The following is a 19,574-nucleotide window of genomic DNA, read 5'->3' as shown; positions in this document are numbered from 1 at the left end:
ATTTACACAGGTAAACAGTCATTTTTTTTTCTTTTTTTCATAAAATTGAAATGATGGAAAGGGGGATAAAGATGAAAGTCAAAGTCCGGTCCGGAGACTCCTTATGGTATTACAGTCAGCTCTTTATGGTGCCAGTCAATCTCATTGCTGATTCCAATCCCGGTGTTAATCCTGCATCGCTGCAGATAGGCCAGGAAATTAATATTCCCGGCTTTACATTGCAAAATTATACGGTTAGACCAGGAGACACCTTTTGGAAGCTGAGTTCTTCCCGAAACCTTTCTGTAGATGCTGTTCTCCTGGTGAATCAATCCCTTAATCCCACCAGTCTGGCCACAGGTGGAGCCATAAAGCTGCCAAGGAGGGTAATATCTCCAATTGTATCAGGCAGGAGAAATTATGACTATAAAGCTTTAACAGCTGATATTTCCATGCTGTCAGATATTTATCCATTTATAAAGGTAAATACAATTGGCCGAAGTGTCCTTGGGAAGCCAATTCAGGAGATACGCCTGGGAAAAGGGAATAAGAAAGTGCAAATTAATGCATCATTTCATGCAAACGAATGGATTACCACCCCTATATTAATGGCTTTGCTGAACAGCTTTCTCTTATCCATAACAAATGTCCGGCCGATAAGAGGGATTTCTACAATGCCTTTATATAATTCCGTTGACCTTTCCATAGTTCCAATGGTGAACCCAGATGGAGTAGATCTCGTCTTAAATGGGCCACCACCAGAACTCTCGGAAGAAGTGATAGCTATAAATAGAGGAAGCACTGATTTTTCAGGCTGGAAGGCTAATATTAGGGGTGTTGATTTAAATAATCAGTTTCCTGCCAAATGGGATTTTGAGAAAGAGAGAACTGAACAAAATGCCCCGGCACCAAGAGATTATCTTGGGGAAGCCCCGTTAACGGAACCAGAAGCCATCGCAATGGCGGAACTGGCAAGAGATAATCAATTCGATCGAATGCTTGCCTTCCATACACAAGGAGCAGAATTTTATTGGGGATACGAGGGATTGGAGCCGCCGGAATCACAGGTGCTCGCGCTTGAGTTCGAACGTGTCAGCGGGTATAAGGCAGTTCAATTCATTGATAGTTTTGCGGGTTATAAGGATTGGTTCATACAGGAGTTCCGGAGACCGGGATTCACAATTGAACTTGGAAGAGGCATCAATCCGCTGCCCCTGTCACAATATGATGATATTTATGAAGAAGTGCTGGGCATTTTTCTTGCATCGCTTTATATGTGAAAAAATAACCTTGAAAATGTTTCTATATTGTATTTTAATCAAACAGACATTAAAATAACTATCATACTAACTTCACAAAGCCAATAGTTCGATGATAACCAGCCGATTTTCCAAATCGAAGACGGAAAAACGGCTTTTTCCTATTAAACACATTTATTCTATTATTTTTGAAACATTTTCATGCTGTTTACGTACTTATATTTAAGGAGAAAAGGAGGTGCGGATGTGTTGAACACTCAATCTACATATCAAGGGAAGTTTCTTTTTTTATTTTTTATTCTGATGGTTTCACTATTTTTAATAACCGGCTGTGTAAAGCCGGAAAAAGCTGAGATGAAGCAGAAGAAGAATCAAGAAATTGAAATCTCTGAATCGTCCGCACCACCTGATAATGCTGAAAATAAGAGTGTTAAGCCTATCCGGATTAAAGAAGGGGAATTTCAGGGAGCAAATGGCTGGCTCAGCGATAACAAAATTGTTTACACTGTAAATGAGGGAGCAGCTTCCAGGGTTTTTTCCTATAACCTCTTTTCAGGCGATCAAAATCTGCTCTATGAAAGTTCACATCCGATTGCTTCCGTAACGGTCAGCCCAGCTGGCAAATACATTCTGATTCGAACGTCACCAGGCACCTATGAAGGAACTTTAACCGTTATAAAAGCAAATGGGAAAGCTGTTTGGGAGAAAAATATTTCAGGCTTTGACTTCGCTGTTGAGTGGAACCCTTATCATGAAGAATCATTATTAATTGCTTCATTTACTGAAGACTGGGATTTTACTTCCTACCATATCGACATTGCAAAAGGTACATCAGAAGAATTAAACTTAAGGGAGCCTTTTGCCAAATGGGGGGATTCAAATCATCTTTTCTTCCTTGATTGGGACAATGAAAATCCGTCACTTTTTGCACCGCTGGTTAAACAATCTATTGAAGGAAATAATGAAACCCAGGTTGAGACAGACATTTTTCAATTCGATTCGGCCAAAGACAGGTTCATGACCATCACTGTGCCAGCAGATCAGTCAGACCAGGCTATGTATACTTTTATGGATAATGATTTCAGGAAGTTATCTTCAATCTCAATACCTCATTTGACAAGGTTTTCGGATTGGCTGGTACCGTATTATGACTGGACTCCTCAGGGAATCATAACTTTTCAGCCGTTGTATAGCGCTGAAAGTGATATGTATGCAGGCGGATTTCAGCTTATATCAGTTGACAGTGAAACAGGAGATAAGGAAGTGCTTCTGGAAGATATGGAAAATGCGCCGCTCAGCTGCTCACCCAATGGTACAGCCTGTTTAGCGGGTTTTTATCTCGAAGAATTAATAATGACCGACAGAAGAGAAGTCTTTCGGTTAATAGAACATAATGATAAATCAAGTTAGATAAAGGAGTAAAAATATGGCTATTGCAGACGTTACAGTCATTCCAATTGGAACCGAAACGCCAAGTGTCAGCAGTTATGTGGCAGACATTCAGCGTGTATTAAAAAAATATGAAGAAAGCGGCAGAATCCGATTTCAGCTGACACCCATGAATACTATTATTGAAGGGGAGCTTCCTGATTTGTTTGAGGTCATCCAGGCAATGCATGAAGTCCCTTTTGAAAAAGGCCTAATGAGGGTGGCGACCAATATTCGCATTGATGACAGACATGATGTTAAAAGGAAAATGGAAGAAAAGGTACAAAGGGTTGAAAGTCAGTTAAATGGCTAAAAATAAAAGGGCTGCCCATTGAGGGAAGCCCTTTTATTTCTTTAAGATTGAAGCCTAGTGAACAGCAGGATATCCACTGTTAATTATGGTCATTACAGAGAACCATCCGAAAACGGCAAGTGTTCCTACAGCAAAAACCAAGCCAAGGAAGTTCTTGTTTTTCAGTGCGCTAAACGCACCAAAAGCTGCAAGAACTGCGACTAATGCAAAAATGATTGGTAGTCCCATTAAAACAGCCCCCTTTATTTCGTGATCAGCAGGCAAAAGCCAGATCAAAATCATTCTTCAGGTTATATACCCATTATGTAAAACCCAAGTATATACATTCGTCCTTTATTTTATATTTTTTTCTTCTATTTGTCGAGGTCTAAAAATGACACTTGTATGTCATATGCTTCAGCAATGCCGTTTATTAAATCCTTTAAGTGAAGTTCTGAAAAATAAACCAATGGCATTTCTTCTTCTTTTGCCGTAAAGACTAAATGTTCCTGAAATTGATAGACACCCATCCGTATATCTTCCGCACTGCCCCCGGTTATAGTAAAGGCGCTAAGGAGCTCAGTGTACAAGCAGAATCCGCTGTCTGTTTCTACGGCAAAGTCATCAAAAGTTTCTCCCTTTACACCAGATTTTATGTAACAGAGGGTAAAAAATTCTTCGAACAGCCCGGCTTCGGCAAGTATACTTCTTGTAAATTCTGCATAAGCCATCTGCTCAAACAGAAAAGTGCTCTGCTGAAAATCGAACAGTTCAGTCTCTTTTTTTATTAGATCCATGAATTCGGGCACATCTTGAATAATATAGCTGGCTTCAACGCCATAAAGGATTTTCATCTTATTCTCCTTTTGCAGATTTAAGGCATTCCATTCTGATATAGTGTAAAATAATAAACAATTAATCCAACACTGGGAGGTGTAAGCAATGGAATGGAATCAGATCCCTCTTGGCCCATTGCAAACAAACTGTTATGTTCTTTCAAATAAAAATAAAGATTGTTTAATCTTCGATCCGGGTGAAGAGAGCAGAAAACTAAGCGGTATTATTGAGCAAAAGGGACTAAATCCTTTAGCTGTAATTCTTACTCATGCCCACTTTGATCATATTGGCGCTGTAGACGAAATACGAGATGCATTTTCTATTCCTGTATACATACATGAAAAAGAAGCAGCGTGGCTTCTAGATCCAGCCTTAAACGGTTCTCACCTTTTCAAAATAGGCAAGCTTATAAAAGCAAGGACCGCCGACCATATTATAACAGGGGAACAAGAGTTGAGCATAGGTGAATTTAATTTGAAAATTCTAGAGACGCCAGGCCATTCTCCCGGCAGTATTTCGCTGTATTTTAAAGATGCTGATCTCGTGGTTGCCGGTGATGCGTTATTCAGCGGGAGCATCGGACGCACAGATCTGCCGGGCGGCAATCATCAGCAGCTTCTTGAAAGTATACATAATAAGCTCTTAACATTGCCTGAAGAAACAGAGGTACTGCCCGGACATGGACCGGTTACGACAATTGGACAGGAAATGGATTCCAATCCATTCCTGAATGGGTTCTGAATGAAAAATAGAAAAGCCCTTCTCCAATGAGAAGGGCTTTTCTGGGGGATGTTTTATTCATATAAAATGGGAGGGGATATAGTTAAGCTACTACCCTAACAATATAACAGAGAAAACACTATGTCAATAGTGAAAACAGTGATCAAAACAGAAGAGCTGGCTGTATCCAATAAGCTAGAATTTTTTATAAAAGGGAGTTCTTATGCGGGATTTTTTTATGAATTTTATAAAAAATACTCCTCAACAAATGATCAGCTATGCTGAATATATCCAGCAGGCTCTGTATCATTCCGAATATGGTTATTATATGAAAAATACACCAAAAATTGGGCCTGGAGGAGATTTTATAACAAGCAGCAACATTTCTGATATATATGGAAGGACCATTTCAAAGTGGTTTTTTCAGAAGGCGAAGGAGTATAAGCTGCCTTTTCAGGTCTGCGAAATAGGGGGCGGAAATGGGCGTTTCGCCAGAGCTTTCATTGATGAATGGAATCTTATTGCTGATGAAGAGCTTCATTACTGCATTCTTGAAACAAGCCCCTATCATAGGAAGCTGCAGCAGGAACAGATTGCATTTTCTGATCATATCAGGCAAATAGTTAGCTGGGATGAAATTACCCCTTTTTGCGGAATGATTTTTTCAAATGAGCTGTTTGATGCCTTGCCCGTACATGTGGTTGAAAAAAGGAATGATCAATTGCATGAAATTATGGTAACCATAAAAGAAGGGGAGCTTGCAGAGAAAGCTGTGCCATTAACAAATGGAGATATTTGCTTATTTCTTGAAGAAAGCGGTTTGTCACTTAGCAATGGCCAAAGAATTGAAATTCCTCTGCAGATGGAACAGATGATCCAGAGCTTGTCTGCTGCTCTGGATAAAGGCATTGTATTGACTGCCGATTATGGATATACAGATGGGGAATGGCAAGAGCCGATGAGAAGGGATGGAAGTCTCAGAGGTTATTACAAGCATTCTTTAATCAATAATGTACTGGAGCACCCAGGAGAGATGGATATAACCAGCCATATCCACTTCGATTCCCTGATCCGCATGGGAGAAAAGGAAGGGCTGAATTTCCAATTTAAAATGAGGCAGGACGAATTTTTGCTGTCTGCAGGCATTTTACAGGATCTTGAAGATCATTATGATCCTAACCCGTTTTCTCCTATCAGCAAAAGAAACCGGGCAATCAGAAGTCTGATTATGCCTTCAGGCATGAGTACAGCATTTCATCTGGTACTTCAGGCAAAGAAAATATGAGAAAAATAAAAAAGCGATGGATTCATCGCTTTTTTATATCGGCTGTTAGTGGCCGCCCGCGCCAGGAGTCATCATAAATGTTGACCAATAAGTGAAGCCTACGAAGAAAACGGTTAAGTATGCTCCAAAAACATAAATATACATACGTTCGGAAAGCTTTAAGTAGCTTAAAAGCAGGAAAAATCCTGTTTGGCCGAAGAAAATCAAGGACGTTGTATACATATCGCCAAGGTAAAACATAACGGCGAAAATTCCCGTCCAGAAGCCTAATACTCTGTACATACGATCCATATGTATCCCTCCTTTTACCCTTACAAGTCCATCACTACAATATTATAAAGTAAATGCTCAATAAAAGTAAATAATGGTTTCAAAATAGTCCAGAAAAGAACAGGAAAAAACGTTATGCTTTTTGAGCTTGTTTTTGCCCGGTTCTTTTTCAGGGTGTTCTTTAGTTCCCAACAATTGCATGGTAGGAGCATGCTTCACACCCAGTCAGCATATTTTGCTTTTCCACCAGCTGAATAGAATCAAACAAACTTTCAAACATACCCTTCAAATATTCATAATGCATATTGCACACAGGCTCTGCGTGCCGAGCTGCAACCTCTTTAAATGGGCAATTATATATTTGGAAATAGATAATGGTCTTTTCGTCATTTGCATCAAATTCAGGGTGAAAGCCTGACATATCAGCAGCATGCTTTAGGATGTTTAATTTCTGGTCAAAGGTAAGTTTTTCTGTGCCTGCAAATCTTTTAAGCTCTTGCTGGATCAGTTCTCTGCCAAATTTCTTTCCTGTCAAATATAGTGCCGTTCTGCCTTCTTCACCTAACTCCAGCATTGTCTCCATGGCTATTTTGGCAAGCATCTGATAATCCCTGTAAGGAAAATACAGCTGAATTACATCATCAGATAACCGATATAACCGGCTTGGCCTTCCGCCTTTGCCTGTTTTTTTTGTTTCAGATACAAGCATATTGACATCTTCGAGCTTGGATAAATGCAATCTTGCAACATTGGGATGAATGCTGAAATTATCTGCAATCTCCTGTACGGTCACATCTTTATGTCTTTTCGTAATGTATTGATAAATATAATAGCGGGTTGGATCGGATAACACATTAGTTATTTTTAATGTTTGCTCCATTTATTGTCACCTCAAAAGGGTAAATTATTCCCGAGGTCATCAGCTGTCATTTATATGATTGAGCTGGCGCCTTCCTGGCCTGCTTCCATTATAATACAGTCAATTGAGGTTAACACTGTAATCACTATAAGTTTAGAAAATGTTCACAAATGAAGTTTAATTACTTATACAATAATGTATACATTACTTATACAAATAATGTGCAATGAGTGTGGAAATACTAAATTTGTGAGGTGAAGAGGTATGAGCCAATTGACATTTTTCACATATCCCAGCTGTACTTCCTGCAGAAAGACAAAAAAATGGCTGACAGCACATTCAATTGATTTTGAAGAAAGGCATCTCTTCAGGGAGACTCCATCACCAGGAGAATTACTAAAAATCCTTTCCTTAACAACAAGCGGACTTGACGAGCTGCTAGCGACCCGCAGCCAAACCTTCAAAAAACTGGAACAGAACCTTGAGGAATTATCTTTATCGGAAGTGGTGCAAATGGTAATTAAGAAGGCCAAAACTGCTGAGGAGGCCGATACTGACAAACGGAGATAAAATTGTCATAGGCTATAATCCGGATGCATTTAAGAAGATTGCGAAATAGATTTTAAGAGGAATGCGAATATAATGCGCATTCTCTTTTTTTGAAGTGAAAAAGGAAGGAACATCTGGTGTCCTTCCATGATTACTGGGCTAGCAGGATTCGAACCTGCGCATGACGGAGTCAAAGTCCGGTGCCTTACCGCTTGGCTATAGCCCATCGATTCATTTGGTACACTTTTAGTATGAAAAGAATGAAATAATTTATTCACAAATTCGTCAAAAAGTATTGCCGGAATATGGAGGTAATGCTCGGGATTAGTCGAATAATAATCTATAACAATTGAAAAAGGTGGTGCAAAAGTAGTTGAGTTTAATTGAAAGAATGGCAGAAAGGATTATTAAAGACGCAGTCAGAAGCCATGCTTCCGACATCCACATTATTCCCCGAAAAAAAGACACACTGATTCAGCTGAGGTTCGGCAGCCAATTGACCCCCAGGCTGTATCTCCCCAAAGAAGAGTGCGACAGACTGATTTCTCATTTTAAATTTACTGCTTCGATGGACATTGGTGAAAAGAGGCGGCCGCAAAGCGGTGCCTATTCTCTGGAAGTAGATGGACAAATGATTGGACTGCGATTTTCAACCCTCCCATCAAGCCACAGTGAAAGCCTCGTTATCAGAATTTTGCCCCAGCAGGAACAAATTCCTTTTTTTCAAATCAGCCTTTTTCCAGACATGACCAGAAAAATGCTTGCATTACTGAAGCATGCTCATGGATTAATTATTTTCACAGGCCCAACCGGAAGCGGAAAGACCACAACATTGTATTCTCTGCTGAATGAAACCTCCCATATGTTCCATCGCAATGTGATCACCCTGGAAGATCCGATTGAAAAAGAGAATGACTTGGTCCTTCAAGTTCAAGTCAATGAGAAAGCGGGCGTATCTTATTCCGCAGGCTTGAAGGCAATCCTTCGCCATGACCCCGATATCATTATGGTGGGTGAAATCAGGGATGCTGAAACTGCGAAAATTGCAGTTAGAGCAGCGCTCACAGGTCATCTCGTATTACCAATAGGCACATGCAATGTTAATTTACGTCAAAATCAATGATACTAACTGATTCAGCCGTTTTATCTTTATTCACTTTATCAACTACTAATTTACTGATGGCTAGCTGCACAAATTGTTTCTTCTCGTTTATTTCAAGTCCACCCCAATTCCAAGCTAAACTTGAAAAAAGTTCTAAATCCATTTTGTTTTGGGTATAATGTGAGTGAGTGTTTGTAAGTGCTTCTAACTCTTGTTGGAGCACTTTTTCTTTTTGGTTTTCTTCATCCATTCTCTTTTTAAAATCTTCATCGGTAATTATTTCATTTACCCAGGCATATTGCCATTTTGATTTTCGCTTGTTTATTTCTTCTAATTCCTTATTTAGTTGATGCCCCCTTAATTCTGAGTCATTCTTTTCTTCTTGTTGATTAGCTACCTCATTTGCTGGTTTGGATCCATCCCAATTTTTTATAAGCTTTACAAACTGTTCTTCTAGGAAATTTTGATTGATAAGAGGTTGGTCACAAGCCCCAAACCTTTTGTTGTGGCAAATATAATTATAGGAGTGGTAAACTTTATCGCCTCTTTTGGAAGTGCTGTATTTGCCCGACATTGCAGCTCCACACCTTGAACACTTTAAGACACCAGAGAAAATAAATTTACTTGTGGCTGTTCGTGGGTGAGCGGTAGTGCGTGAATGCAAAATAGCTTGTACACGTTCAAAATCTTCATTTTTAATAATTTCCGGTACTGCACCATCAATTTCAAAGTATTGTTCCTTGTTTACACGGTAGTTATAACGCATCGTTCCTATATAAATAGGGTTAGTCAATACATACTTTACAGAGTTGTGATTCCAACTGGATCCTGATTTAGTTTTTAATCCTTGGTCATTTAATAATAACGCTAATTTGCTTACGCCATATTTGCCGGTGAGATACATATCGTAAATTTTTCGGACGATTGCTGCTTCTGATTCATTGATGATTAAATCGTCTTCATTACGGTCATATCCATAGGGAGCTATACTGGCAACCCACTTTCCTTCACGGGCTTTCTCCTGCATCCCCATGCGAACACGTTCACCTAAGTTTTCCCGTTCCCATTGAGCAAGTGCAGCAACAATTGTTATGAACATTCGCCCCATAGCCGTTGTAGTGTCGTATACTTCCGTTGAAGACTTAAACTTAACATTGTACTTCTCAAAGATATTTAGAAGCTGGTATAGGTCCAATACAGAACGTGTAAGGCGGTCTAATCGGTAAACCAACACACAATCAAAAACGCCTTGTTCTAGGTTCTTTATCATTCTCTGCAGTTCGGGCCTGTTCAGATCCTTTGCGCTGATCCCTTCGTCCACATAAAACTGTACGACTTCCCATCCCTGGGATAGCGCATAGGCTTCTAACCTATGTTTCTGTGCAGATATACTATATCCCTCTTTTACCTGTTCCTCAGTTGAAACACGTATATATGCTGCCACTTTCATTTTTATCACCTCAAACTCATTATGCAATATGGACTTATAATCGACAATAACAGTTTTTGTATATAAAAAAAGCCGGCTTTTATGCCGGTTTCTTCCGTTCAACTTCTATATCATCGTCCGATTCACTTGTACCAACAACTAAAAGACCATTAAATTCAATTACCATTCCCTTGGGTACCTTGTCCGAGTAAACTACATTTCCTTCCATTTTTACACGACCTCCAGTTGAATAAGCGAACGCTTGTTCTGTGTTGTTCTTATTATACAACTATTTTCGCATATATGGATAGGAAAAAATGTTACAATTATCACAACAGATTGTTGAAAGTTTCTACATAAAATTTCAATATTCGACAAAAATAGGCACTTGTTTTATAGCTTCTTTAATGCTTTGAGTGCCTCCATAATATCTTCTATTTCTTTTGGACTAAGTTCTCGCTTTTCCATCTTATCTATAAATGTCATCCACTCTACACCAATATCTTTTAATGGTTTGGGCTTTTCCACCTCGTCACCAAATAATGAAGAAACACTAATATCATATAAATTACAAAGCCTTTTTAAAGTGTTTAAACTAGGTATTTTTCCTTTTTCGATTTTTCCAACATAACTATGATCTATTCCGATTCTCTCTCCAACTTCTCTCATTGAATATCCTTTTTCTTCTCTTAACTTTTTTAATTTCAAACCAACCTCTATGTCTAGTTCTTCCATATGTATAACACCTCCCATGAAAAAGACTCCGATAACTATTATATCCTCATTGAAAATATTTCTCAAAAATAAATGTAAAAATTTATAAAAATGTTGTTGACTAATATTCCACAAATTGTTATAGTTATCTCAACACCAAGTGGAACAATAATCCACAAGGTCTTAAAAAGGTGGTGATTCAATGAAAACAGAAAAGATTAAATTATACCGGATGCAGCTGGGAATGACTCAAACTGACTTTGCAAATATGATTGGGATTGACCGTTCTTACTTGAATCAAATTGAAAACGGTAAAATCAGGCCGGGAATGGCAACCTTAGAAAAGATCGCAAGAGGCCTGAACAAAAGCTTAAAGGATTTTTTTTAATCAAAGTGTGGAATATAAGTCAACGAAATAAAAACGAAGGAGACACGAAAAATGAAACAACCATCAGACGAAGCGTTAAAACTGATTTATCAACTTCTAAAGAAAACGTCTTATCCAAGGTTAATCGCCAAACAAGAGAAAACGGCATAATCGAACAGCTGCATAAAGAGATCCTCGCAAATGATTGGTCTAAATACTTCAATACCATTGAGGGGGAAGAAAGATGAAAGATGAGTGCGCGGTTTGCGAAGGAATCTTCGGATATAACGAAAAGATAATTGAGGTTGCTGGTAAAAGGTATTGCGAAGCTTGTTTTAAGGAGGAATCAAAATGACTGACCAAACCAAATTAGCTTACCTGGCCTGGAGATTAGAAATGAAGCTAAACACACATCTGGAAGTAGCAACAAAGAAAGATGATGATAAAACTTCAACTATTTTTAAGCAAGGTGCAATGCATGTAGTAGACGACACACACGAGTTAGCCAAAGAGATTCTTGTGTTAGCGAACAAAATCAAAAGTGAACAGTTTAAAGGTTATCTAATTGAAGATGTTGACCTTTCAGGCTCTGTACACATCGGTCAAAGGATTGATAAATATGCTTAGAAATTACATCTGGGCCTATATCAATGACAGGTATGAAAATGACGGTGTTCTCCCTGATGCAGATGAAATATACGAAAAGTTTCAGCTTGAATTTGATAATGGGGCAGACCTAAATTGGATTGATTCAGTTATGGAGGGTTTTACACGTTGCCACGATTTAAGCGGGATAACGGTTTTATGGGAGGGTCGCATCCATGAGCGGAGCTTTGCAACGCATTAAGAAGGATTTGGATTATCACATCAAACAAATTGAAGAAAATGAAATGAAAATCCAGAGCCATAGAGAAAGCATCAAAACTCTAGAGGATTGTAATAAGAAAGAGCAGCGGTTAGTTGAGGAATACGAGGAAATAATCCAACGAATAGAGGGCTGACACCGCCAAGCAGCAGCCCTTTTCAAAACTTACACCCTTATTATAGGAGGTTTGTCCAATGAACGCAATTACAGTATTTCACATTCACAATAAATACTTTCTCCCAACAGGCGACAGCGTAAGAGAAATTCCCTTCGCAACAGTAATGGAATGGCAGCGAACGGGATCAGACGTTCAGATTAAGGAGGTTGAGCAATATGTCTGAGTTAAACATTTACCAAAAGTTAATCGAGGTTAGGAAGTCGGTTCCATACCTAAAAAAAGAGTCTCAAGGCCATCAATACCAATATACAGGCAGCTCGCAAGTATTAGCATCCGTCAGAGCGAAGATGGATGAATTAGGATTGTTGCTTATTTGCAAGGTGTTAAATCACAACTTGATTGAAGGCAAGACAAGTAAAGGCGCAAAGGAATACATGACAGAGTTAGACATTGAATTTACATGGGTTAATGCTGATAAGCCAGAAGAAACAATTGTATGCCCTTGGTACGGTCAAGGTGTCGATAGTGGAGAAAAAGGTGTGGGGAAAAGTCTTACGTATGCGGAAAAATACTTCATTCTTAAACAGTTCAATATTGCCACAGATAAAGATGATCCGGATTCATTCCAAGAGAAGGCGCAGACTTACCGCAAACCTGACCCTATTTCAGCTAAAGAAGTTGGAGCATTAAAAACTAAAGTCCTGGAGTTTGCTCAACTTAGGAGTAAAACGGATGCAGATGTTTATCAGGCTCTTGGAATTGAGGATATTACGTTATTAACTTCTAAAGAAGCTAAGTCTGTCATGGCTAAAGTGAACAGCTGGATTACGGCTGCTAAGAAAGAAAATCAATCAGCATAAGGGAGCGATCAACATGAGAGAAGAAGATTTACTCATCATCAGACAATGCTTCGCCCTCTCTCCAAACATAAACGCAGATGAACTCCGACTAGTAGACGAACTCATAGAGGAAATTGTTTCACTGGATGAACAGTTAGAACGGGCAGTAGCAGCGAATAGGCACTATTTGCACCATTTCTTTAACGGAAAGATTGATGAAATGGCAAAGACTTTTAAATATATGATGACTGAACAGTAGACATAAAATATGCAATAAGGAGGAGAATCGGATAATGATTAATTGTTCTTTGTGTGACAAGGAAACAAAAGGAGTAAATACAGTTAACCCTTATAAAGAAAATGACGTAATTAGCGTATGTGAGGATTGTCTGGAAGACGTGCATTAATAGAGTAGGCACAAATAGTGAAGGAAGGAGATTGATGAAGTTGAAAAAGATTCTATCTGTACTAGCGCTAGGAAGTGTTATGATGGTTGGTTGTGTTGACAGAACAACTGTAAACGTAGTTCCTGTAGGCGAGGAAAGGTTTAATGGTATTGATGCTCAGTATATAAATATTATCACTGATTCAGAGACAGGGTGCAAATACATTTTTGTCGATGACGGGCAAGGGAATTATAGAACAACGGCTATGTCACCTTTATATAAATCTAGCGGAGTTATGGATTGTGATTAATGTGCAATACGATAAAAAAGCGAAACAAGGGGTTAACCATTTGTTAGCCCCTTCCAATAAGGGAGAGATAATATATGCAGCCTTTACGAGCCAAATTATACAGTCAAATCGAGCAGCAAGGTACATACAGCATAGACACCCTTTCGCGCCAATACGGGCTTTCTAAGCCTGTTATACAGATGCAATTAAGGAAGATGCAGGAAGAAGGTAAGCAGATAGAAATAACAGATGATGAAGTGTCTGTTTTTATCGACCACACTCGTCCGGTATGGATCATCTTACCTTATATATTCATGGGCTTTATCCTGGCATTGTTGTTTAGTGGGGTGATTAACGGATGAATTGTCCATATTGCGGAAACGAAGCAAAGTTTTTAACCACAAAAGAATTTTACGGTAAAGATTATGGAACTAACGTTTATTCCTGTAAGCCATGTAACGCTTATGTAGGCACTCACGGACGTTCTAAAACTCCTTTAGGTACAATGGCTAACCCGAAGTTAAGATCGCTTAGAAAGTGTGCTCATTCGCTATTTGACCCATTATGGAAATCGAAGAAAAAACAAATGAGTCGCACCTCAGCTTATGTTTGGATGCAGAAAGCAATGAATTTGCCAGCAGAAAAGGCACATATCGGCATGTTTAATGAAGAGCAATGACTTGAATTAATTGAAAAGGTCAAAGATTACAGAGGTATCAGCGTATGAGACAGAGATTCAATGAGATCACCATCACTCGCCAGCGGGAAAACGAAATTAATCAAGCAATTAAAGACCTGACAGACCGCGGATTTATCCTTAAAGCCAAGAAACAGCTCCACCACGACGGTAAGGTGTACAAGCGCTCCTATTACGGACGGTATCAGTACCAGGATAATACGTCACATTCTGTATGGGTGGCTAGATTATCAATAGGGGAGAGTGTAAACAATGAACGCACAGCACTTTAAGGAGATCTTGGAAACCGTTTCACTTTCCACAGGTTTAGGAAAAGAAAAGATTTATAGCTTAGTAGGCTATTCTCACCAATCCTTTTGCAGATGGCAGAAGAACGGTTTGCCGGTGAAAAGGAAAGCGCAAGTGATCATGCAGTTGAAAGAGATTTTGATGAACAATTGACACATATAACGGAGGTTTTTAAGTGGCTAAAGATACCTGGTTAAATATTTGGTTTGATAAGGGCAATAAGAATATTACTATACGCAATTTCAAACACATACGAAAAATGAATTTAAAGGAGTACGGGAATGATCCTGATATTAATATCAAGCGTAGATGGGGAATTCGCACAAATGGAGCTAAGAAAGGAAACCCGAAAGATTCCTGCTTAGACTGGCAATTAGATTTAGGTCATATTCATTTTAATTACACAAATTTTAACTACAACAAGAAATATCGTTAGTGAATAATAAACCAACGTAATAAGGGATGGTGAACATGGAGTACCTACAGGATTCCGATTATCAAATAGCAGCAGCAAACGGCATAGGCAGATGCACAGCTTACAGCAGATTCTATGATTACGGTTGGTCCAGGGAACGAACGATCAACACACCTGTCATGAAAAGGGACAACCTAAAGAAGTGGGAAGAATGGCGGGAGGTAGCCGAAGTAAACGGGATTAACAAGCAGCAATTCCTGCAACGGTTATATATCGGCAAAACCCCTAAAGAAGCTGCATCCATGCCTATAGGCCAATTAAGAAAAGCCATGATACCCAGAGACAAATTATCCATTGCAGAAGCAAACGGCATCAGCGTTGGAACAGTCAGAACCAGAGTTCGCAGAGGGTGGACGATTGAGAAAGCTATATCCCATCCGGTGGACGTTACGAAAAGGGCAAAAGGAAGTTAATGAACAGTAGACATAAAAAGCGCAGTAAAGGAGTGAGTTTTTTTGAAAAAAAGGTTGCTGAAAAAAACCGTTGCAAATATGTCTAATAATGAACTGTTTGAACATGTTGCTTATTGTGAAAACAAGCGATTAAGGAAGATAACAGAAAGAGAATTTGATAAAAGGCTTGAAGGAATCAACAGGGAAAGTTTACGAAAACATTAATGAACAATTCGATAAAAAAGCGCAATAAAAAAGGACGCCCGGCAATTTATACGGACATCCTACTAGCTTTCTTTTTCTCAACTAACTCTGCATATTTTAATCCCATTTTAAGTAGATCAGCGATAGCAGCGGAACGGTTTTCCTTTCTCTTAGCGAAACGGTAATCCTCCACCATTGCTAAAAGCTTTTCCTCTAAAGAAATTGTAGTAGTTGGTTTGCTTGAATCCTTACGAATATGGGCCATTGTGTATTCTCCTTTTTTAATAAGTTTTCGTAATACGATATTAGATTGATAAGAGGTGATTAGTTTGATGATTCGGAGTCCTTGTTTTCTTCTTTGATATGCTGCTCCAGGAGGAACTCGATCTCCTTAGCAATAGAGCGTTTGTTTTCAGCAGCTCTTTGCTCGATAACCTTAAATAAGTCCGAATCCATTCTTAGTGTAAAGCGTTTTTGTTCACTCATTTTCATTGCTCCTTTATGTTTTTGATGTCCACATGACACCATTATAAAACATGATTAATGACTTGTAAAGACAATTGACGTCGGTGGCTAAAAATGGTACTATAGAAACAGGGGGTGACGTCACTAAGATGACAAACAATGACAAGCGAAAATCCTTTACTTTGCGCTTAAATGCTGAACTTAGCCAGAAAGTAGAAAAAGAGGCTGATAGTTTAGGACTTACTCAAAATGCTTACATCACCATGATTCTTCATAAGGCGATCCGTGCTGAAAAGATTTCTTAATTCAGTGTACGCAAGTGACACCAAAAAGATTCAGAATGATGCAAAAATATTTTTAGGAGGTTAGTAAAATGAAAATTCAAATCGAGGACAAGCTTTTTGTTGAATCAGATGAAAGACAATTCATTGTGAAGCAATACAACGGGAAATTTGATGATAAAGGAGTGGAGGGATACAAACCATTAGGGTACTTTTCAAAGCTGCAACAGGCGGTTAAATTCCTTGTCAAACATGAACTGATGAAGTCTAATGCGGAAACAATTGGAGAGTTGTTAAGTGATCTGGAGCGGATTGAAAAGCGTTTAGAGGAATTAATCAGGATATAAAAAAGCCCGACTGCGCCAACAGTCGGAACACCGAAAAATATTTGATACTAACATATTACCACAATTGTATAAAAATATGCACGGGAAGTGAAAATAATTTGCAAAAAAATTACTATGCGATCATCCCGGCTAACATTCGTTACGATTCGGAGTTAACACCAAACGCAAAACTTCTTTATGGTGAGATTACGGCCCTATGCAACGAAAAAGGTTACTGCTGGGCCAGTAATTCTTACTTTTCCGAGTTGTACGGGGTGAGCAAAGTTTCTGTTTCCAAGTGGATTAATCAGCTTGTAGAAAAGGGATATGTATCTTCTGAAATGCAATACAAGGAGGGTACTAAAGAAATCTTTAATAGGTACTTAAGAATAGTTAATGACCCTATCAAAGAAAAGTTAACGACCCCTATTAAAGAAAAGTTTAAAGATAATAATACAGATATTAATAATACAAAGAATAATACAAAAGAATATATACCTTATGTCGAGATAGTTACCTATCTCAACGAAGCGGCTAATACTTCCTTTAGACATACCACTAAGAAAACACAGCAGCTTATTAAAGCCAGGTTTAAAGAAGGTTTCACTTTAGAAAACTTTAAAACGGTTATCGACAAGAAAGTTAAAGAGTGGGTTAGCGACAATAAGATGAAAAACTTCTTACGACCTGAAACATTGTTCGGAACTAAATTTGAGGGCTACCTGAATCAGAAGGGAAGTGGCAAGGATGGATTCGATTGGGATTCCTTCGATGCTGAAGACAAAGCTAAGTACGATTTCGGTTTCTGATAATCGTTGCCCTGATTGTAAACGGAAATATGTTTTTAAGGAAGGGAAGGAATATTGCTACTACTGTGAACTGATTGCACCAGAAGATAAAAAGGTAGCAAAAGAAGTAGGGGAGTGGATCGCAAACAGAGAAGTGAATGAGCTCCTCTCTTCCTTCCGGAAAAACAGCCTAATGAATCGGGATTTAGAACAGGCAACCTTTGATAACTACAAACCACAGAATGAATCACAGAATGAAGCCTTACAGTTGGCAAAGGATTACGCCTATAACTTCGATAAGACAACCGGCTTAGTCTTTACAGGTAGACCGGGATTAGGAAAGAGCCATATTGCAGCAGCTATCTCAAAAGAGGTTATGAATCAGAAATATACTTGTATCTTCATATCACTTCCAAGGTTAATGACTGAACTCCAGGCTACATACAACAAGAACAGTCAAACAACTGAATTAGAGCTCCTTAAAGCCTTGCAGAGAGTTGATTTATTAATCCTTGATGATTTAGGTGTCGAGCGTACTAAAAACGATGATGGTGGCGTATCGTGGGCCAAACGAAAGATATATGAAATCGTGGACAGTCGAATAGGACAAGCCACTATTTATACAACTAACTTCTCTGGAAAAGAATTGCTGAACATGTACGGTGAACGAGATTTTTCTCGGATGGTGCAAAACTGTAAAGCTATCAAAATGGATGGAGATAATTATAGATTACAAGCTTTTAAGTAGGAGGAATGGAAATGGATTTAAGAACAGCTTACAAGTTAGTGATTAAACACGAATTAGAAATTTTAGAGACGGAAGGTCGTTGGCAGTTTGCTAAAGGTCAGATAGAAGAATTAACCGAAAGGCTTCATGATGATTATGAATTCACACAAACTTTGCAAGAAGCAATAGAAGAACATTTAGAGGACTTCGGAGAAAATTATGACTTGTTCTAAATGTAGCGGAAACGGTAAACGGTACAAAGAAGTATTCCCGGGAGCGTGGCAGTTAATGCCATGTTCCTGCATCGAAATAAGCAGAGAAGATTGGTTAGCGGAATTAATTGATCTTAGAGAAAGGTTGAGACAAAAACGTGAGAAGTCAAAGAACACGGGACAAAATGGCAGCGGGTCACATCGAGAATTATTACTTACGACTTAAACGCAACGTTATTTATACAGCCTTAGAAGATATAGAAGATACAGAGTGGTTTTGGGCTCCTTCTGAAATTAAAGAGTTTGACTGGCTATGGGAAAAAGACAAGCCAATAAAAGAAATAGCGGATGAAATGGGAAGGTCAGCTGTAGCGGTGTTAATGCTTGCTCTGGATCGGATTCATAAAGAACGGATAAAGCCTAGAGAGTGGAGGATTTGGTAAATGCCTAACATAAATTTTGAAGAAGATACAAGGCATGAAGTAAGCGACAAAGTGCTGCGGAATATGGAGAAGGTCACCTACAGCCAGGATGATGTAGGAATCGGAAAATACAATACACCATTACATCATTCTCTCCCTTATGCATGGGATGAAATGATGGATGAAGAAATAGCTGATTTCTTGAAATACCACCAATGCGAAAAGGACAGGAAAGCTCAGGTAATAGAGATATTGGAAATAGCTATGGAAGTTGAGAACCCTAAAGCGTGTGTACGGACGGCATTAGAATTATTAACGATAAAGGGGACGGGAAAATGAACGTGATGAAGTTATTTAGATATGGTCCTCTATATTTCATGGATGAAGAAGATATAAAGTTCAAAAAGCAATCAGAGGCCTACTAACTTATTTAGTCTTTACAGAAAAATAAGCAATAAATCACCAAGTTAACATTATCGTAAATATATGTTCTTAACAAGAGAACGGAGGTTCGGGATGGATTACGCGGTTTATAAAGGCGAAGAGATAATCTGCATTGGAACTTTAGTTGAATGCGCTGAACAAATGGGAGTTAAGAAAGAAACAGTTAAATTTTATACAACTCCAACATACAAAAGGAGAATCGCCAAAAGGAAGAACGCAAGGAATTACATTACGGTAATTAAATTAGAGGATGAATAGGGAGGAAA

The 19,574-nt window shown here is 38.7% G+C and carries 37 protein-coding genes, 1 tRNA gene and 2 pseudogenes; 30 read left to right on the top strand and 10 right to left on the bottom strand.

From position 1 onward, the window contains the following. Nucleotides 1–71: 71 nt before the first annotated feature. The 3 genes from JI665_RS08480 to JI665_RS08470 all read left to right on the top strand — a co-directional run bounded on the left by JI665_RS08480 (nt 72) and on the right by JI665_RS08470 (nt 2,979). A complete protein-coding gene (locus JI665_RS08480; protein WP_206838722.1) occupies nt 72–1,259 on the top strand; it encodes a M14 family metallopeptidase in 1,188 nt (395 codons plus the stop codon). A 225-nt stretch (nt 1,260–1,484) separates the two neighbouring features. Next, nucleotides 1,485–2,648 carry a hypothetical protein gene (locus JI665_RS08475; protein ID WP_312886152.1) on the top strand — a complete coding sequence of 388 codons (1,164 nt, stop codon included), beginning with the start codon at nt 1,485–1,487 and terminating at the stop codon, nt 2,646–2,648. A gap of 16 nt (nt 2,649–2,664) precedes the next feature. Further along, the gene (locus tag JI665_RS08470) at nt 2,665–2,979 is read left to right on the top strand and encodes an MTH1187 family thiamine-binding protein (RefSeq protein ID WP_206838721.1); all 315 of its coding nucleotides are present in this window, start codon (nt 2,665–2,667) and stop codon (nt 2,977–2,979) included. 54 nt (nt 2,980–3,033) lie between these two features. Here the strand turns inward: JI665_RS08470 and JI665_RS08465 are convergent, their stop codons facing one another. Both JI665_RS08465 and JI665_RS08460 read right to left on the bottom strand, forming a co-directional pair. Beyond that, on the bottom strand, nt 3,034–3,207 hold the full coding sequence (locus tag JI665_RS08465) for a DUF2759 domain-containing protein (protein ID WP_009332942.1): 174 nt from the start codon (nt 3,205–3,207) through the stop codon (nt 3,034–3,036). A gap of 125 nt (nt 3,208–3,332) precedes the next feature. Further along, the gene (locus tag JI665_RS08460) at nt 3,333–3,812 is read right to left on the bottom strand and encodes a hypothetical protein (RefSeq protein WP_206838720.1); all 480 of its coding nucleotides are present in this window, start codon (nt 3,810–3,812) and stop codon (nt 3,333–3,335) included. A gap of 88 nt (nt 3,813–3,900) precedes the next feature. On the opposite strand from JI665_RS08460, the gene JI665_RS08455 reads away from it, so the two are divergent. After that, nucleotides 3,901–4,536 carry an MBL fold metallo-hydrolase gene (locus JI665_RS08455; RefSeq protein WP_206838718.1) on the top strand — a complete coding sequence of 212 codons (636 nt, stop codon included), beginning with the start codon at nt 3,901–3,903 and terminating at the stop codon, nt 4,534–4,536. A 202-nt stretch (nt 4,537–4,738) separates the two neighbouring features. Next, nucleotides 4,739–5,800: a class I SAM-dependent methyltransferase gene (locus JI665_RS08450; protein WP_206838692.1), complete on the top strand. Its 1,062-nt coding sequence runs from the start codon at nt 4,739–4,741 to the stop codon at nt 5,798–5,800. A gap of 45 nt (nt 5,801–5,845) precedes the next feature. Here JI665_RS08450 and JI665_RS08445 read toward each other — a convergent pair whose 3' ends face one another. Together JI665_RS08445 and JI665_RS08440 are read right to left on the bottom strand one after the other, a co-directional pair. Continuing rightward, entirely contained in the window at nt 5,846–6,091 is a 246-nt protein-coding gene (locus JI665_RS08445) for a DUF2626 domain-containing protein (RefSeq protein WP_009332938.1), read from the bottom strand. A gap of 160 nt (nt 6,092–6,251) precedes the next feature. Continuing rightward, nucleotides 6,252–6,950 carry a helix-turn-helix transcriptional regulator gene (locus tag JI665_RS08440; protein WP_206838690.1) on the bottom strand — a complete coding sequence of 233 codons (699 nt, stop codon included), beginning with the start codon at nt 6,948–6,950 and terminating at the stop codon, nt 6,252–6,254. A 243-nt stretch (nt 6,951–7,193) separates the two neighbouring features. Between JI665_RS08440 and JI665_RS08435 the strand changes: the two are divergent. Further along, a pseudogene (locus tag JI665_RS08435) lies at nt 7,194–7,548 on the top strand (Spx/MgsR family RNA polymerase-binding regulatory protein). A gap of 84 nt (nt 7,549–7,632) precedes the next feature. On the opposite strand, the gene JI665_RS08430 reads toward JI665_RS08435, so the two are convergent. Continuing rightward, a tRNA-Gln gene (locus JI665_RS08430) sits at nt 7,633–7,704 on the bottom strand. A 147-nt stretch (nt 7,705–7,851) separates the two neighbouring features. On the opposite strand from JI665_RS08430, the pseudogene comGA reads away from it, so the two are divergent. Next, nucleotides 7,852–8,559, top strand: a pseudogene (gene comGA / locus JI665_RS08425) (competence type IV pilus ATPase ComGA); the annotation flags it as partial. Nucleotides 8,560–8,578: 19 nt separating this feature from the next. Here the strand turns inward: comGA and JI665_RS08420 are convergent. The 3 genes from JI665_RS08420 to JI665_RS08415 form a co-directional block, all read right to left on the bottom strand. Beyond that, the gene (locus JI665_RS08420) at nt 8,579–10,030 is read right to left on the bottom strand and encodes a recombinase family protein (protein ID WP_206838685.1); all 1,452 of its coding nucleotides are present in this window, start codon (nt 10,028–10,030) and stop codon (nt 8,579–8,581) included. Between the two features lie 79 nt (nt 10,031–10,109). Further along, on the bottom strand, nt 10,110–10,238 hold the full coding sequence (locus JI665_RS28915) for a hypothetical protein (RefSeq protein ID WP_280516074.1): 129 nt from the start codon (nt 10,236–10,238) through the stop codon (nt 10,110–10,112). 164 nt (nt 10,239–10,402) lie between these two features. After that, nucleotides 10,403–10,744 carry a helix-turn-helix domain-containing protein gene (locus JI665_RS08415; protein ID WP_206838683.1) on the bottom strand — a complete coding sequence of 114 codons (342 nt, stop codon included), beginning with the start codon at nt 10,742–10,744 and terminating at the stop codon, nt 10,403–10,405. Nucleotides 10,745–10,925: 181 nt separating this feature from the next. On the opposite strand from JI665_RS08415, the gene JI665_RS08410 reads away from it, so the two are divergent. The 15 genes from JI665_RS08410 to JI665_RS08340 all read left to right on the top strand — a co-directional run bounded on the left by JI665_RS08410 (nt 10,926) and on the right by JI665_RS08340 (nt 15,664). Continuing rightward, nucleotides 10,926–11,111 carry a helix-turn-helix domain-containing protein gene (locus JI665_RS08410; protein WP_206838681.1) on the top strand — a complete coding sequence of 62 codons (186 nt, stop codon included), beginning with the start codon at nt 10,926–10,928 and terminating at the stop codon, nt 11,109–11,111. Nucleotides 11,112–11,116: 5 nt separating this feature from the next. Beyond that, a complete protein-coding gene (locus JI665_RS08405; protein ID WP_206838678.1) occupies nt 11,117–11,338 on the top strand; it encodes a hypothetical protein in 222 nt (73 codons plus the stop codon). Nucleotides 11,339–11,441: 103 nt separating this feature from the next. Then, nucleotides 11,442–11,717 carry a hypothetical protein gene (locus tag JI665_RS08400; RefSeq protein WP_206838676.1) on the top strand — a complete coding sequence of 92 codons (276 nt, stop codon included), beginning with the start codon at nt 11,442–11,444 and terminating at the stop codon, nt 11,715–11,717. Then, nucleotides 11,710–11,937, top strand: a complete 228-nt coding sequence (locus JI665_RS08395; protein ID WP_206838674.1) for a hypothetical protein — start codon at nt 11,710–11,712, stop codon at nt 11,935–11,937. Before JI665_RS08400 ends, JI665_RS08395 begins: the two co-directional genes overlap by 8 nt. Beyond that, nucleotides 11,912–12,091 carry a hypothetical protein gene (locus JI665_RS08390; RefSeq protein ID WP_206838672.1) on the top strand — a complete coding sequence of 60 codons (180 nt, stop codon included), beginning with the start codon at nt 11,912–11,914 and terminating at the stop codon, nt 12,089–12,091. The genes JI665_RS08395 and JI665_RS08390 overlap by 26 nt, the downstream gene beginning before the upstream one ends. A 58-nt stretch (nt 12,092–12,149) precedes the next feature. Continuing rightward, nucleotides 12,150–12,296, top strand: coding sequence for a hypothetical protein (locus JI665_RS08385; protein WP_206838670.1), 147 nt, complete (start codon nt 12,150–12,152; stop codon nt 12,294–12,296). Continuing rightward, a complete protein-coding gene (locus tag JI665_RS08380; RefSeq protein ID WP_206838669.1) occupies nt 12,289–12,933 on the top strand; it encodes an ERF family protein in 645 nt (214 codons plus the stop codon). Before JI665_RS08385 ends, JI665_RS08380 begins: the two co-directional genes overlap by 8 nt. 13 nt (nt 12,934–12,946) lie before the next feature. Beyond that, the gene (locus tag JI665_RS08375) at nt 12,947–13,171 is read left to right on the top strand and encodes a hypothetical protein (RefSeq protein ID WP_206838668.1); all 225 of its coding nucleotides are present in this window, start codon (nt 12,947–12,949) and stop codon (nt 13,169–13,171) included. 188 nt (nt 13,172–13,359) lie between these two features. Next, nucleotides 13,360–13,608 carry a DUF6440 family protein gene (locus tag JI665_RS08370; RefSeq protein ID WP_206838666.1) on the top strand — a complete coding sequence of 83 codons (249 nt, stop codon included), beginning with the start codon at nt 13,360–13,362 and terminating at the stop codon, nt 13,606–13,608. A 74-nt stretch (nt 13,609–13,682) separates the two neighbouring features. After that, nucleotides 13,683–13,949 carry a hypothetical protein gene (locus tag JI665_RS08365; protein ID WP_206838663.1) on the top strand — a complete coding sequence of 89 codons (267 nt, stop codon included), beginning with the start codon at nt 13,683–13,685 and terminating at the stop codon, nt 13,947–13,949. Then, complete coding sequence (locus JI665_RS08360) at nt 13,946–14,266, top strand: zinc-finger-containing protein (protein ID WP_206838660.1); 321 nt, start codon at nt 13,946–13,948, stop codon at nt 14,264–14,266. Before JI665_RS08365 ends, JI665_RS08360 begins: the two co-directional genes overlap by 4 nt. Before the next feature lie 44 nt (nt 14,267–14,310). Beyond that, the gene (locus JI665_RS08355; RefSeq protein WP_206838657.1) at nt 14,311–14,556 is read left to right on the top strand and encodes a hypothetical protein; all 246 of its coding nucleotides are present in this window, start codon (nt 14,311–14,313) and stop codon (nt 14,554–14,556) included. A gap of 191 nt (nt 14,557–14,747) precedes the next feature. Further along, on the top strand, nt 14,748–15,008 hold the full coding sequence (locus JI665_RS08350) for a hypothetical protein (protein ID WP_206838656.1): 261 nt from the start codon (nt 14,748–14,750) through the stop codon (nt 15,006–15,008). A gap of 35 nt (nt 15,009–15,043) precedes the next feature. Beyond that, nucleotides 15,044–15,460, top strand: a complete 417-nt coding sequence (locus JI665_RS08345; RefSeq protein ID WP_206838655.1) for a hypothetical protein — start codon at nt 15,044–15,046, stop codon at nt 15,458–15,460. A gap of 42 nt (nt 15,461–15,502) precedes the next feature. Next, the gene (locus JI665_RS08340; protein ID WP_206838654.1) at nt 15,503–15,664 is read left to right on the top strand and encodes a hypothetical protein; all 162 of its coding nucleotides are present in this window, start codon (nt 15,503–15,505) and stop codon (nt 15,662–15,664) included. Between the two features lie 46 nt (nt 15,665–15,710). Here JI665_RS08340 and JI665_RS08335 read toward each other — a convergent pair whose 3' ends face one another. Further along, the gene (locus JI665_RS08335; protein WP_206838653.1) at nt 15,711–15,908 is read right to left on the bottom strand and encodes a hypothetical protein; all 198 of its coding nucleotides are present in this window, start codon (nt 15,906–15,908) and stop codon (nt 15,711–15,713) included. Between the two features lie 59 nt (nt 15,909–15,967). After that, entirely contained in the window at nt 15,968–16,129 is a 162-nt protein-coding gene (locus JI665_RS08330; RefSeq protein WP_206838652.1) for an Arc family DNA-binding protein, read from the bottom strand. A gap of 128 nt (nt 16,130–16,257) precedes the next feature. Between JI665_RS08330 and JI665_RS08325 the strand changes: the two genes are divergently transcribed. From JI665_RS08325 to JI665_RS08290, 8 genes are all read left to right on the top strand, one after another. Next, entirely contained in the window at nt 16,258–16,413 is a 156-nt protein-coding gene (locus JI665_RS08325; RefSeq protein ID WP_206838651.1) for a toxin-antitoxin system HicB family antitoxin, read from the top strand. 68 nt (nt 16,414–16,481) lie between these two features. After that, the gene (locus JI665_RS08320; protein ID WP_206838650.1) at nt 16,482–16,736 is read left to right on the top strand and encodes a hypothetical protein; all 255 of its coding nucleotides are present in this window, start codon (nt 16,482–16,484) and stop codon (nt 16,734–16,736) included. Nucleotides 16,737–16,834: 98 nt separating this feature from the next. Then, the gene (locus JI665_RS08315) at nt 16,835–17,524 is read left to right on the top strand and encodes a conserved phage C-terminal domain-containing protein (protein ID WP_206838648.1); all 690 of its coding nucleotides are present in this window, start codon (nt 16,835–16,837) and stop codon (nt 17,522–17,524) included. Further along, nucleotides 17,463–18,251 (top strand): ATP-binding protein, encoded by a 789-nt coding sequence (locus JI665_RS08310; protein ID WP_206838647.1) that lies wholly within the window; start codon nt 17,463–17,465, stop codon nt 18,249–18,251. Before JI665_RS08315 ends, JI665_RS08310 begins: the two co-directional genes overlap by 62 nt. A gap of 11 nt (nt 18,252–18,262) precedes the next feature. Continuing rightward, nucleotides 18,263–18,463, top strand: a complete 201-nt coding sequence (locus tag JI665_RS08305; RefSeq protein ID WP_206838645.1) for a hypothetical protein — start codon at nt 18,263–18,265, stop codon at nt 18,461–18,463. Nucleotides 18,464–18,600: 137 nt separating this feature from the next. Next, nucleotides 18,601–18,885, top strand: coding sequence for a hypothetical protein (locus tag JI665_RS08300; RefSeq protein ID WP_206838641.1), 285 nt, complete (start codon nt 18,601–18,603; stop codon nt 18,883–18,885). Then, nucleotides 18,886–19,203 carry a hypothetical protein gene (locus JI665_RS08295; RefSeq protein ID WP_206838639.1) on the top strand — a complete coding sequence of 106 codons (318 nt, stop codon included), beginning with the start codon at nt 18,886–18,888 and terminating at the stop codon, nt 19,201–19,203. A 177-nt stretch (nt 19,204–19,380) separates the two neighbouring features. Further along, a complete protein-coding gene (locus tag JI665_RS08290) occupies nt 19,381–19,566 on the top strand; it encodes a hypothetical protein (protein WP_206838636.1) in 186 nt (61 codons plus the stop codon). The last annotated feature ends 8 nt before the right edge of the window (nt 19,567–19,574 follow it).

It is taken from the genome of Bacillus sp. NTK034, assembly GCF_017303275.1.
Classification (GTDB): Bacteria; Bacillota; Bacilli; order Bacillales; family Cytobacillaceae; genus Cytobacillus.
The sequence above is the reverse complement of the archived record's forward strand: the minus strand, read 5'-3'. Positions and strand labels throughout refer to the sequence as shown.